This is a genomic window from Planktotalea frisia (assembly GCF_001890925.1).
Taxonomy (GTDB): domain Bacteria; phylum Pseudomonadota; class Alphaproteobacteria; order Rhodobacterales; family Rhodobacteraceae; genus Planktotalea; species Planktotalea frisia.
Genome location: NZ_MLCB01000223.1, coordinates 1 through 13,768 on the forward strand (window position 1 = coordinate 1; position 13,768 = coordinate 13,768).

General features: G+C 54.9%; 11 protein-coding genes. 7 read left to right on the top strand and 4 right to left on the bottom strand.

Annotation, left to right across the window (positions count from 1 at the left end):
* Positions 1-86: 86 nt before the first annotated feature.
* Positions 87-941, bottom strand: a complete 855-nt coding sequence (locus tag PFRI_RS20345) for a DUF817 domain-containing protein (protein ID WP_072632529.1) — start codon at positions 939-941, stop codon at positions 87-89.
* A 105-nt stretch (positions 942-1,046) separates the two neighbouring features.
* On the bottom strand, positions 1,047-2,336 hold the full coding sequence (gene glyA / locus PFRI_RS20350) for a serine hydroxymethyltransferase (protein WP_072632530.1): 1,290 nt from the start codon (positions 2,334-2,336) through the stop codon (positions 1,047-1,049).
* Between the two features lie 165 nt (positions 2,337-2,501).
* On the opposite strand from glyA, the gene PFRI_RS20355 reads away from it, so the two are divergent.
* The gene (locus PFRI_RS20355) at positions 2,502-3,263 is read left to right on the top strand and encodes an NAD kinase (RefSeq protein WP_072632531.1); all 762 of its coding nucleotides are present in this window, start codon (positions 2,502-2,504) and stop codon (positions 3,261-3,263) included.
* Positions 3,264-3,444: 181 nt separating this feature from the next.
* Here PFRI_RS20355 and prpE read toward each other — a convergent pair whose 3' ends face one another.
* Positions 3,445-5,331 carry a propionate-CoA ligase PrpE gene (prpE, locus tag PFRI_RS20360; RefSeq protein ID WP_072632532.1) on the bottom strand — a complete coding sequence of 629 codons (1,887 nt, stop codon included), beginning with the start codon at positions 5,329-5,331 and terminating at the stop codon, positions 3,445-3,447.
* A gap of 198 nt (positions 5,332-5,529) precedes the next feature.
* Positions 5,530-7,839: an NADP-dependent malic enzyme gene (locus PFRI_RS20365; protein ID WP_072632533.1), complete on the bottom strand. Its 2,310-nt coding sequence runs from the start codon at positions 7,837-7,839 to the stop codon at positions 5,530-5,532.
* A 172-nt stretch (positions 7,840-8,011) separates the two neighbouring features.
* On the opposite strand from PFRI_RS20365, the gene PFRI_RS20370 reads away from it, so the two are divergent.
* From PFRI_RS20370 to upp, 6 genes are read left to right on the top strand one after another with little or no spacing between them, the layout of a single operon-like run.
* Entirely contained in the window at positions 8,012-9,103 is a 1,092-nt protein-coding gene (locus PFRI_RS20370) for a cupin domain-containing protein (RefSeq protein WP_072632534.1), read from the top strand.
* On the top strand, positions 9,100-9,492 hold the full coding sequence (locus PFRI_RS20375) for a cytidine deaminase (RefSeq protein WP_072632535.1): 393 nt from the start codon (positions 9,100-9,102) through the stop codon (positions 9,490-9,492). The genes PFRI_RS20370 and PFRI_RS20375 overlap by 4 nt, the downstream gene beginning before the upstream one ends.
* The gene (locus PFRI_RS20380) at positions 9,493-10,797 is read left to right on the top strand and encodes a thymidine phosphorylase (protein ID WP_072632536.1); all 1,305 of its coding nucleotides are present in this window, start codon (positions 9,493-9,495) and stop codon (positions 10,795-10,797) included. It begins immediately after the preceding gene.
* Complete coding sequence (locus tag PFRI_RS20385) at positions 10,797-11,975, top strand: phosphopentomutase (RefSeq protein WP_072632537.1); 1,179 nt, start codon at positions 10,797-10,799, stop codon at positions 11,973-11,975. Before PFRI_RS20380 ends, PFRI_RS20385 begins: the two co-directional genes overlap by 1 nt.
* Positions 11,972-12,979 carry an adenosine deaminase gene (locus PFRI_RS20390; protein WP_072632538.1) on the top strand — a complete coding sequence of 336 codons (1,008 nt, stop codon included), beginning with the start codon at positions 11,972-11,974 and terminating at the stop codon, positions 12,977-12,979. Before PFRI_RS20385 ends, PFRI_RS20390 begins: the two co-directional genes overlap by 4 nt.
* 3 nt (positions 12,980-12,982) lie before the next feature.
* On the top strand, positions 12,983-13,618 hold the full coding sequence (gene upp, locus PFRI_RS20395; RefSeq protein WP_072632539.1) for a uracil phosphoribosyltransferase: 636 nt from the start codon (positions 12,983-12,985) through the stop codon (positions 13,616-13,618).
* Positions 13,619-13,768 lie beyond the last annotated feature (150 nt).

The following is a 13,768-nucleotide window of genomic DNA, read 5'->3' on the forward strand; positions in this document are numbered from 1 at the left end:
TCAGACAATTTCCGCGTCATAACCCATGAAAAAATTCGGGTTTTGGGGTAGCAGCGGTATAGGCGTTTTCGTTTTGGTGATCGCGCTTATGGCGTGGCGCGGCCTTTTGTGAGCGGTTCGGGAATAAGTGCGTCGCGCATCACAATCGTGACCGTTACGAAGCTGACGTAGAGCAAAAGATACCAAGACCCGAGTTTTGCGAGGCTAACGAGGCTTAAAGCATCGGTGCCGGCATAAATCCAAGTTCCTGTTCCAGTGCCTACGTTTTCAGCGACCCAAAGAAAGAAACTGGTGAGCAAAGCGGCCAGTGGTAGGGGCATCCAAAAATCCGTCTCAGCGATTTTGAACCAGACGCGGGTGCGGATGAAGAGAATGATGGTCAGTGCGAAAAGCACGTAACGCAGGTCCCAAATGTAGTGATGCGTGAAAAAGTTAAGATAGATCGCTGTGCCAAGCGCAAAGCTCATCCACAGCGGCGGGTAGGGGGCAAAACGCATGTCGAAAATGCGAATAACGCGCGCGATGAAAGACCCGACTGATGCGTACATAAAGCCCGAAAACAGCGGAACGCCCCAAAGCTTGAGGATCGCAGGTTCTGGATAGGCCCAGCTGCCCACGTTAACTTTGAAAATTTCCATCGCGGTACCGGTGAGGTGGAACAACAAGATGACGCGTGCTTCGGCGAGGGTTTCGAGCTTGAAAATGAGAAACAGCGCTTGCAGCGTGATCGCGTAGATCACCAATGCGTCGTAGCGCGCAATCGTCCATGTCTCTTGCCAGATCAGGTCCGAAGCGATGAGCCCAGCAAGCATGAGTGCACCAAAGAGACAGGCCCAAGCTTGTTTGAACGTGAACATCACCAGCTCTGCGATTGGTCTTGGCAGGCGAGTACGCATCGCATCGCCTAAGCGACGCTCTATGGTCTGGGTCGTTTGCTTCATCGCACCATTTCACATGCTCGGGGATTTATGTGCAACGCTTTGGGCACAAAAAAGGGTGCGTGAGATCACGCACCCTATCTGTTTGGTTCTAATCGTCGGCCTGACTTAGAGGTTCGGATACATCGGGAAGCGTGCGCACATTGCTTCGACTTCGCCTTTGACCTTGGCCTCGACAGCGGCGTTGCCGTCTTCGCCATTGGCGGCCAAGCCATCAACGACTTCGATGATCCAATCCGCAATCTGGCGGAACTCGGGTTCACCAAATCCACGCGTCGTGCCCGCAGGAGAGCCAAGACGAATGCCGGAAGTCACTGTCGGCTTTTCAGGATCAAACGGCACGCCGTTCTTGTTGCAGGTGATATGCGCACGCCCCAAGGCCTTGTCGACGATGTTACCGGTAACGCCTTTGGGGCGCAAATCGACCAGCACGACATGGGTGTCGGTGCCGTGTGTGACCGTGTCGAGACCGCCTTTGATCAACTGATCGCTCAGTGCTTGTGCATTGACGATGACCTGCTTGATGTAGGTTTTGAACTCTGGTTGAAGCGCTTCGCCAAATGCTACGGCTTTGGCGGCGATGACGTGCATCAAAGGACCACCTTGGATCCCCGGGAAGATCGCGGAGTTGAATTTTTTGGCGAGTGCCTCGTCGTTGGTAACGATCATACCACCACGCGGACCGCGAAGGGTTTTGTGGGTTGTTGTCGTCGCGACATGCGCATGCGGGAAGGGAGAGGGATGCTCGCCCGCGGCCACGAGACCCGCAAAGTGCGCCATGTCTACGTGCAAATATGCGCCAACCATGTCCGCAATCTCGCGCATGCGCTTGAAATCGATCTGACGCGGAATTGCAGAACCGCCTGCGATGATCATTTTCGGCTGATGCTCTTTCGCGAGCGCTTCTACCTGATCGTAATCGAGCAAATTGTCTTCTTTGCGAACACCGTATTGAATGGCGTTGAACCACTTGCCCGACTGGTTCGGCTTTGCACCATGCGTAAGGTGACCACCCGCGTCCAGAGACATGCCCAAAATCGTATCGCCTGGCTGCAAAAGCGCCTGAAACACACCTTGGTTGGCTTGCGAGCCAGAGTTCGGCTGCACATTGGCGAAACCGCAACCGAACAGTTCCTTGGCACGCTCGATCGCAAGGTTTTCAGCGACATCTACGTGCTGGCAACCGCCGTAATAGCGTCGGCCGGGATACCCTTCGGCATATTTGTTGGTCATCACAGAACCTTGCGCTTCCATGACCGCGGCAGAGACGATGTTCTCAGATGCGATCAATTCGATCTCGTTGCGCTGACGGCCCAGCTCTGCTGTGATGGAGCCGAAAATCTCTGGGTCGCGCTCAGACAGGCTTTGAGTGAAAAACGGGGTGTTGGAATTGCTCATGATGGGCTCCGGCAGACTAACATTATCTCTTCGAGGTAGCCGTATAGGAAATTTATTCAAGCTCAAGAGGCATAAGCGACGCAGTTACGAATTTCTACGCCATGACTGGTGGTTGTGCAGAACATGTGCTTGTCTAAAATCTAGTTCAGTGACGTAGGACGCGACATGACTTTAAAAATCGCCTTTTTGGCCAGCGATACAGGCACCGCACAAGCGGCGCGCGGCGCTTTGGTCACGCGCTATGGCAACGTGGATCAAAAGAAGGCTGATGTGATTGTTGCGTTGGGCGGCGATGGTTTCATGCTCTCGGTTTTGCATGCTTCGCAAGATTTGCCCGCGCCTGTGTATGGTATGAACCGTGGCACAATTGGCTTTCTGATGAACGAATACAGCGAAAGCGATTTGCAAGAACGCCTGTCGGCTGCGGAAGAGGAAGTCATCAACCCTCTGTCCATGCAAGCGCTTGATCGACATGGAAAAACCCACCGCGCGCTCGCAACCAACGAAGTATCCTTGCTACGTGCCGGCCCACAGGCTGCCAAGCTCCGTATTCACATTGATGGTCGTCTAAGGATGCAAGAACTGGTCTGCGATGGGGCGCTTCTTGCGACGCCCGCTGGCTCTACTGCATATAATTACTCCGCGCATGGCCCAATTTTGCCGATTGGCGCTGATGTGTTGGCGCTCACTGCAATGGCGGCGTTCAGACCGCGTCGCTGGCGGGGCGCGTTGCTGCCCAAAGCTGCGAGTGTGCGGTTTGAAGTCATTGAGCCTGACAAACGTCCGGTCATGGCAGATGCCGACGGACGGTCGGTCAAAGACGTGATCAAAGTCGATATTCGTTCTGAACCTAGCATTGCGCACCGAATTTTATTCGATCCGGGCCACGGCCTTGAAGAGCGGCTTATCCGCGAGCAATTCGTGTAAACTATGGTGCTATGGGGCTCTGCCCCCCCCAGCAAGCTGGGACTCCCCGGGATATTTATGAAAAGGGGAAGATTTAAGAATGCTTCATCTTTCCCTTTAAACTTAAAACTCCACGCCTTTAGGCTTGGAGCACCGCGAGGGCTTTAGCCCTCGCAAAACCTGTCGACACCATTTGGTGTCGTCACTTGGCATAACCGATGCCTTGAAGCGCGACCTTGATTTCGTCGAGGATGGCGGGATCATCAATCGTCGCGGGTAGCTTGAATGCTTCACTATCTGCGATCTTCACCATGGTTGCGCGCAAAATTTTGCCCGAACGCGTCTTGGGCAAACGATCCACAACAACCGCGAGCTTGAACGCTGCGACGGGGCCAATCTTCTCACGCACCAGCTTCACACATTCGGCGACAACATCGGCGTCCTGTCGCCCCGCGCCTGAATTCAAGCACAAGAATCCGACAGGCATCTGCCCTTTCAACTGGTCGGTCACACCAATCACTGCGCATTCGGCAACATCAGGGTGCGCGGCGAGCACTTCTTCCATGCCGCCTGTCGACAAACGGTGACCTGCCACGTTGATCACGTCATCCGTACGCGCCATGATGTAGAGGTAGCCGTCTTCATCAATCATCCCCGCATCACCGGTTTCATAGTAGCCCGGAAATTGTGTGAGATAGCTTTTGCGGTAGCGATCTTCTGCGTTCCAAAGCGTCGGTAAAGTGCCGGGTGGCAAAGGAAGCTTAACGGCAATCGCGCCGAGCTCTCCTGCTTTCATCGGATGACCGCCTTCATCGAGAACTTGCACATCATAGCCGGGCATCGGCACGGAGGGGCTGCCAAGTTTCACGGGCATGTGTTCTATCCCCATAGGATTGGCAGCGATGGCAAAACCTGTTTCGGTCTGCCACCAATGGTCAATAACAGGCACATTCAGCTGGTTTTGCGCCCATTCAATCGTGTCGGGATCAGCGCGTTCACCGGCGAGGTAAACCACCTTCAAACAGGACAAATCGTAGTGCTTGACGAACTCCCCTTTGGGGTCCTCGCGTTTTACCGCGCGAAAGGCCGTCGGTGCTGTGAAGAAACTTTTGACGTTATGCTCTGAAATCACGCGCCAGAACGTGCCAGCGTCAGGCGTGCCAACGGGTTTGCCTTCGAACACAATCGTGGTGTTGCCGTGAATGAGGGGTGCGTAACAAATGTAGGAGTGTCCAACGACCCAACCCACATCTGATGCCGCCCAAAAGACGTCCCCAGGATCAACGTTATAGACGTTCTTCATGGTCCAATTTAGTGAAACGAGGTGACCTGCCGTGTGACGCACAACGCCTTTTGGCGCGCCTGTCGTTCCAGAGGTGTATAGGATGTAGGCGGGGTGGTTGCCCTCAACAGGGAGACAATCGGCAGGGGCAACGCCCTCTTGGAAACCATACCAATCCACATCGCGAGCGCCGAGTTCAACGACCTCTTGCTCGCGTTGCAAGATCACACAGAAATCAGGTTTATGGGTTGAGAGTTCGATAGCACCGTCAAGCAGGGGTTTGTATTTCACAACGCGCCCCGGCTCTAAGCCGCAAGACGCAGCGATAATCGCTTTGGGTGTCGCATCATCAATCCGTACCGCGAGTTCGTTCGCGGCAAATCCGCCAAACACAACAGAATGGATCGCGCCGATGCGCGCGCATGCAAGCATCGCGTCCAGCGCTTCAGGGACCATCGGCATGTAGATGATAACGCGATCACCTTTTTCGACGCCCTTGGCACGCAAGGCGCCAGCAAGTGATGCGACGCGCGTTTGCAGTTCTGCGTATGTGATTTTGCTGATGGAACCCGTGATTGGGCTGTCATGGATGATTGCAATCTGATCGCCGCGCCCGTTTTCGACGTGGCGGTCGACCGCGTTATAGCAGGTGTTGACCTTTGCATCGACGAACCACTCGTATAGCCCGTCGCCTTTGTCTGTAAGCGCTTTGCTTGGAGCCTGATCCCAGTCAATAGCCTTTGCTGCGTCAAGCCAGAAGGCCTCGGGGTCTTTTTGCCAGCTTGCGTAGACGTCTTTATAGGCCATGGGATACTCCTTTTCGTGCTTTGCGAAGGAGTTAGTCCGCTCAGCGCACTTAGAGCAAGTGTCTTGGCAAAGAGGTGGACGGATTGCCGCATTTTATTTGCAATATTCGCAACCAAAGCCTTGCAGATTTTTGCAAAGCCAACTGTTTTAGCGATAACAGCGGTTCTGGTCGCTGATTTTGCAAATTTGCAAACTTCCCTAGCCGTAGTTGGAAACAGGCGTTCCCGCGATGACCCCCATGTTCAGCAGCCCGCGTGCCGTGACACCAGGTGTCACAATATGCGCGCGATTGCCCATGCCCATCAGTAGGGGGCCAACTTCTAACGCAGAGGCTTTCATCTTAAGCACATTGCGCGTTGCCGACGCCGCATCACCTGTGCCGAAAATCAGGATGTTTGCAGCGCCTTTCAGGCGGCCGCCCGGTAGAAGTTTGTCGCGCAAGTCAGCATCGAGTGCGGCATCGACCTTCATTTCACCCTCGTAAGCAAAGTCTGTACCCATCTCGTCAAGCAAAGCCATCGCTGCGCGAAGTCGTTTGCCGGGGCCATCGGCCTGTGTGCCAAATTGCGATTGCGAACAGAAGGCGACTTTTGGCTCCAGGCCAAAACGCCGCGCGTGACGTGCCGCTCCAAGCGCTGTCTGCGCGATCTGTTCGGGCGTTGGTTGGGTCCAGACGTGGGTGTCGGCCACGAACAATGGGCCGTCCTCAAGCACCATCATGGATAGCGCGCCATGCGGGTGATGCGTATCATCGCCCAAAACCTGGTTCACATAGTTCAGATGCCAGCGATACTCGCCAAAGGTGCCACAAATCATGCTGTCGGCCTCTTCGCGGTGGACCATAACGGCTGCAATTGCTGTCGTATTCGTGCGCATCACAGCGCGGGCAATATCAGGTGTGACGCCTTGGCGTGCCATGATGCCGTGATAGGTTTCCCAATAATCGCGATAGCGCGGATCGTTCTCTGGGTTCACGATATTGAAGTCGCGATCAGGGCGGATGGTCAGGCCAGCGCGCTCGCAACGCGCGATGATCACTTCTGGACGGCCAATCAGAATGGGCGTTTCGGTGGTTTCTTCCAAGATTGCCTGAGCCGCGCGCAACACGCGCTCGTCCTCCCCTTCGGCAAAGACGATGCGGCGGGCTTGTTTTGATGCAGCCTCGAAAACAGGGCGCATCAAAAGCGCTGATTTGAAGACCGACGCATTCAAATGCGCGCGGTAGGCGTCAAGATCATCGACGGGTTTGGTGGCGACACCTGTTTCCATCGCGGCCTTTGCAACGGCTGACGAAACCACAGCAGAAAGGCGCGGATCAAAAGGTTTAGGGATCAGATAATCAACGCCAAATGTGAGCTGTTCGCCTTGGTATGCGGCGGCTGCTTCAGCGCTGGTGGTGGCGCGTGCAAGTTCAGCAATTCCTGCGATACAGGCGAGTTGCATTTCATCGTTGATCTCTGTCGCGCCCACGTCGAGCGCACCACGAAAGATGAAGGGAAAACAGAGTACATTGTTGACTTGATTGGGGAAATCGCTGCGCCCTGTCGCGATGATCGCATCAGGTGCCACGCCGCGCGCGGCGTCAGGGGCGATTTCCGGATTGGGGTTTGCAAGGGCGAAAATGATCGGCTTCTTGGTCATCTTGGCGACCATTTCCGGCTTTAGAACATTTGGGCCAGAGAGCCCCAAAAACATATCAGCGCCGTCAATCACGTCATCGAGCGTGCGTAGTTCACTCTTTTGCGCAAAGGCGGCTTTTTGCGGGTTCATATCAACTTCGCGGCCCTCATAAACGAGACCATGAATGTCACAAAGCCAGACGTTTTCGCGCTTCACGCCAAGTTTTAGCAGCATGTTAAGGCACGCAATCCCCGCCGCCCCACCACCTGTTGAAACAATCTTGATATCTTCAAAACTCTTGTCCGAGACATGCAGTGCGTTGGTCGCCGCTGCGCCAACGACGATGGCTGTGCCGTGTTGGTCGTCGTGAAAGACGGGAATGTTCATCCGCTCGCGACAAAGTTGTTCAACGATAAAGCAATCTGGCGCTTTGATGTCTTCGAGGTTGATTGCGCCGAAAGTAGGCTCTAGCGCGCAGACGATATCAGCGAGCTTTTCAGGATCCTTTTCATCGACTTCGATGTCAAAACAATCAATGCCCGCGAATTGCTTGAAGAGGACCGCTTTGCCCTCCATCACGGGTTTAGACGCGAGTGCGCCAATATTGCCAAGACCCAACACAGCAGTACCATTGGTGATCACAGCGACTAAATTTCCGCGCGCTGTGTAGCGAGAAGCATCTGCAGGATTTTTGCTGATTTCGATGCAGGCTTCGGCCACACCGGGGGAATAGGCGCGCGCTAGGTCGCGGCCGTTTGCCAAAGGCTTGGTCGCGCGAATTTCGAGTTTTCCGGGCTTTGGGAATTCGTGATAATCAAGCGCCGCTTTGCGTACTGCTTCTTTGGCGAGCTCTGCTTCTTTTTCCAGATCAGCTTTGTTATCGGTCATTTTGGCCCCTTACTTGCGTCACGCGTGAGTTAGTTTGATGTTAAACTATGTTGCTTTGAAGAGAAACATTAAGTGAGTTTGATACAGTCTTCTTGATATCTTGCAAATAGGTGGGTGCGTTGACACTCTAAGGGATGCGCGAGAGACAGACTCGCCCACAAAAGGAAGTACGATGAGCGATATCAAAGCTGAAGTTTGCGGCCCAACGAGTGATATTCGTGCGGATATCGCGTTTTTCACTAAAGAAATCGGGTTCCAGATGGATATGATCTATCCTGCTGATGATCCTCAGGTCGCCGTATTTTCGGGTCATGGCGTGTCTTTGCGACTGGATCAAGGGAGCGATGCTGCGCCAGTAAAGCTGAGGTTGCGTTGCTCCATGCCCGATGAAACGGGTGGCATCGGCACGCAAATTGCGCCCGGTGGGACGCAAGTCGAGATCACTGAAATGCATGAACCTTTGGTTTTGCCGCAAACACTGCATTCCTTTGTTGTGCGTCGCCTTGCGGATCAGGCCCCTTGGGTGGTCGGGCGCGCTGGTATGCACTACCGCGATTTGATCCCTGATCGTCTGGGCGGTTCTATCATTGCGTCGCATATTCGTATTCCTGACGGCGGTCCTGTCCCGGACATGGTGCATCATCACACTGTCGGGTTTCAGTTAATTTTCTGTTATCGTGGTTGGGTTGATCTGGTCTACGAAGATCAGGGCGAGCCGTTCCGCCTGCACGCGGGAAATTGCGTGATCCAGCCCCCTGAAATTCGCCACCGCGTCCTGTTTGCATCTGACAACATCGAAGTGATCGAGATTGGCGTGCCCGCAGAGCATGTGACGACGATTGATCATGAAATGGCGCTGCCAAATGCAACGTTTAACCCTGAGCGGGAATTCCAAGGTCAAAAGTTCGTGCACCACAAAGCGGATGAAGCGGAGTGGCGAGATTTCCGTCTGAGCGGTTTTGTCAGTCGAGATACCTTTATCGCTCAAAATACGCGCGATGTGGCGGGGGTTCATGTGGTGAAACGTGGCAGTGGCGCGCCTAAATGGGCAGCGCATGACAGCGACATTCACTTCACGTTCGTCATGGACGGTACGATGACTCTGGAAGGTGAAGGACGTGATCCCCATCAGCTCCAAGCGGGCGACGCATTTGTGACGCCGCCCTCTATGATGACGCGTTATTCGGATGCTTCGGAAGATTTGGAACTGCTTGAAGTGTCCTTGCCCGGAGTGTTCAAAACTTGGGTTGGAGATCCGAAATGAACTTGAAAACCGCAGCCTCCGCAGTGCGAGAGAATGCCCATGCCCCTTATTCAAATTTCAAAGTGGGTGCCGCAATTCGCACCGGTGCTGGAACGGTGTTCCAAGGCTGCAATGTTGAAAATGTCGCCTATCCCGAGGGCACGTGCGCAGAGGCGGGCGCAATCGCCGCGATGTGCGCGGCGGGCGAGCGAGAGATCGCAGAAATCTATGTGATCGCGCAGAGCCCTGCGCCTGTGCCGCCCTGTGGTGGGTGCCGTCAGAAGATCGCGGAATTTGCGAAGGGTGACGTGATCGTGACGCTCGCAACGACGGATGGAATCGAGAAACAAATGACTGTGGCAGAGCTGCTGCCCGGCGCGTTTGATGCCAGTTTTATGGACGGTGCCTAAGTGGACGCGCGTGCGATCATTGCAGCGCTCAGGCGCGGTGAAACGATTGAGCCAGACGCTTTGACGTGGTTCGCGCGAGGTCTGGCGGATTATTCAGTGAGCGATGCACAAGCGGGTGCCTTTGCCATGGCTGTGTGTTTGCAAGGCTTAGGTCAGGATGGACGCGCGGCACTGACTCTTGCGATGCAGGCGAGCGGTAAGACTTTGAGTTGGGATGTAGATGGCCCAGTGCTCGATAAGCACTCAACAGGTGGCGTAGGCGATTGCGTTTCGCTGGTTCTCGCGCCCGCATTAGCGGCGTGCGGGGCCTATGTGCCGATGATTTCGGGTCGTGGCCTTGGGCATACGGGCGGCACGCTTGATAAGATGGAGAGTATCTCTGGGGTTTCCACGTCCGTTGATGAAGCGCAATTCAAGCGCATCGTTGATCAAGCGGGCTGTGCAATCGTAAGCGCAAGCGCGGATATCGCGCCTGCGGACAAGCGACTTTATGCGGTGCGTGATGTGACGGCGACGGTGGAAAGCCTTGATCTGATCACGGCTTCAATCTTGTCAAAAAAGTTGGCGGCGGGATTAGATGGATTGGTCTTGGACGTGAAAGTCGGCTCTGGTGCGTTCATGAAAAGCGCGGATGAGGCGCGCGCGCTGGCGCAGGCTTTGGTGCAGACTGCGAACCTTGCGGGATGCCCGACCACGGCCCTGATTACAAACATGAATGCGCCACTTGCGCCTGCGCTTGGCAACGCCTTGGAAGTCGCAGAAGTGATGAAAGTTTTGCGCGGATCAGAACGCGGTCCGCTCTATGAGCTTACGCTCGCACTTGGGGCGCAATTGCTGTTCAGCGGCGGTGTGTTCACGAGCGAAGATGCAGCGCGCGAAGCCTTGAGTAATGTCATTGTAAGCGGGGCGGCTGCCGAGCGGTTTGGCAAGATGATTGTTGCGATGGGCGGACCTTTGGGCTTTGTTGACAACCCGCAGCGCTACTTGCCCGAAGCGCCTGTCATTCGCGAAGTAACCTCGGTTGAGGGCGGATACGTGAGCGCAATTGACGGTGAGGCCTTGGGACTTGTGGTGGTTGCATTAGGGGGCGGGCGGCAGGTCGAAAGTGATTTGATTGATCCCGCTGTTGGCGTGTCGGATGTCGTGCCGCTCGGGGCCTTCATCGTCAAAGGCCAACCCTTGGCACGTATTCATGCCGCACGTGATGGCCAGGCAGATCGCGCAGCGAAGGCGATACGGCGCGCAATAACACTCGCGTCAAATCCGCCCGCAAAACAAGATCTGGTGCATGAGGTGATCAGCTAATGGCACGCGCCTTTTTAATCGTTCTCGACAGTGCCGGATGCGGTGGCGCGCCCGATGCCGCTGACTTTTTTAATGGTGATTTGCCAGACACAGGTGCGAACACGCTGGGGCATATTATCGAGCGGGTTGGCCTGAATGTGCCGCATATGGATGCGCTGGGGTTAGGTGCAGCAATTCGTTTATCAACAGATATCGCAACACCCGGTTTGGCGGCTGAACCGAATGCGCGTTGGGGTGTCGTGCGTGAGATCTCCATTGGCAAGGATACGCCCTCTGGCCATTGGGAACTCGCAGGTTTGCCTGTGCCCTTTGAATGGACCTATTTTCCAGAAACTGTCCCTGCATTCCCTGATAAAATCACCGCTGCACTTTGTAAGGCCGCTGGCACCGATGGCATCCTGTGCAATGCGCATTCCAATGGGATCAAGGTGATTGATGAATTCGGCGAAGAACATTTGAAAACTGGTTGGCCGATTTGTTACACCTCTGCGGATAGCGTTCTTCAGATTGCCGCGCATGAAGAAGTGTTTGGCCGCGAACGCCTGATGCAAATGTGCGCCGATGTTGCGCCACTGTTGCATGAAATGCGTGTGGGTCGCGTGATTGCGCGACCTTTCATAGGCACTGAACGCGCGGATTTCGAGCGCACGCAGTACCGCAAGGACTACGCGATCAAGCCACCTGAACCTGTGCTCACAAATTGGGTGCAAGCGGCGGGCGGCAAGGTGCATGGCGTTGGCAAGATTGGTGATATCTTCTCGATGAGCGGGATTGATACGAGTGTGAAGGGCGCGGATGTTGATCTGATGAGTGCTTTGAATGATTTGGCAGAAAGCGCGGACGCGGGTGATTTTGTCTTTGCCAACTTGGTCGAGTTCGACACCAACTATGGCCATCGCCGCGATGTCGCGGGCTACGGTGCCGCGCTTGAACGCTTTGACGTTTGGCTTGGTCAATTCTTGCCGCGTTTGCGCAAAGGCGATTTGCTCATTCTGACTGCAGATCATGGGAACGATCCCAGTTGGGTCGGAACCGATCACACCCGCGAGCAGGTGCCAGTCCTTGTGCATGGTGCGGGTTCGGGCGAAATAGGCATTTGTGGATTTAGCGATGTTGCGGCCTCGATTGCTGAACATCTGGGGATCGCCGAGCGCGGCGCCGGAAGGAGTTTTCTATGAGCGAGATGAGCGAAGAGCTGGCGGCGATCCTCGATTTGCCAAAAGTCGAATTGCACACGCATTATGAGGGCGCCGCGCCGCCCGCGTTCATTCGTGGCCTCGCGCAGGAAAAGAAGGTCGATCTGTCGAAAGTCTTCAACAGCGACGGCTCTTACGCATTCGAGGGGTTCGTGCCGTTCTTGCGCGTCTATGAGGCTGCGACAACGGTTTTGCAGACACCAGAAGATTTCAAACGGTTGGGCTTGGCCATTCTGGAAGAGGCGGCCAGCAATGGCGTCATCTATATGGAGAGTTTTGTCAGTCCCGATTTTTGCGGTGGCGGCGATGTGAGCGCGTGGCGCGAATATCTTGCCGCGATGGTGGAAGCAGCAGATGAAGCAGAACGCGATTTCGGTATTGTGTCGCGCGGTATTGTGACCTGCATTCGCCATGAAGGACCGGAGCAAGCGAAGACGGCTGCGCTGTGTGCTGCAGAAACTGTAGGTGATTTTATCACAGGCTTCGGCATGGGCGGGGATGAGAACATCGGCGCGCAGCGCGACTTCAAGTATAGTTTTGATATGGCGCGCGAAGCGGGCCTACGCCTGACGACACATGCGGGTGAATGGCGTGGTCCGCAAGAAGTGCGCGAGGCGATTCAGGATTTGGGTGTCGAGCGTGTTGGCCACGGCGTGCGCGCGGCAGAGGATCCCGCGCTCGTTGATGAACTGGCAGAAAAGGGCATCGTTTTGGAAATTTGCCCCGGCTCGAACGTAGCGCTTGGCGCGTACCCCGATTGGAAGAGCCACCCAATCGACATGTTGCGCCGCGCTGGTGTGAAAGTAACTGTGTCTACTGATGATCCTCCGTTTTTCCACACGACGATGCGCGATGAATACCTGAACCTTGCAAATACGTTTGGCTGGGACGCAGCGGTGTTCACGGATATCGCCAAAGCCTCGGCGAATGCCGCGTTTTGTGACGAGGCGACCCGTCAGAACATTTTGAACAAATTGGAGACCTAACCCATGACTGAACAACATCTGAACGTCGTTGATCACCCACTCATTCAACACAAACTGACGCTTATGCGTGAGAAAGACACGTCCACCGCGGTCTTCCGCCAATTGTTACGTGAGATTAGCCAGTTGTTGGCTTATGAGGTCACGCGGGGATTGCCGATGACGACCAAGCGTATCGAAACGCCGATGATGGAAATGGATGCGCCGACACTGGATGGCAAAAAGCTCGCGCTCATTTCGATCCTGAGGGCGGGCAACGGATTGCTCGATGGTGTGCTTGAACTCATCCCGTCTGCGCGGGTTGGCTTCGTGGGGCTTTACCGCGATGAAGAGACGCTTCAGCCCGTACAATATTATTTCAAAGCGCCCGATGCGCTAGAGGATCGATTGGTCATTGCGGTTGATCCGATGCTAGCTACAGGCAATTCATCCGTTGCCGCGATTGATCTGCTGAAGAAGGCGGGCGCGACCAATATTCGCTTCCTCTGTCTGCTCGCCGCACCCGAGGGCGTCGCAACCATGAAGGCAGCGCATCCCGACGTTCCTATCGTAACAGCTGCATTGGATGAAAAGTTGAATGATGTCGGTTACATCATGCCCGGACTAGGGGATGCGGGCGATCGGATGTTTGGCACTAAATAGAGGTAATTTTCCGATCTTCGCCACAAGGTGAGCTAGACTCTGTTTCGAATCTGAGGCAAGGTTTGTGTTCATCTGTGGGGGCAGAAAATGAACGTTATACACAGAGTCCTCGAGCACCCGACTTTTGACGGGTTGACGTCTGACCGTAGA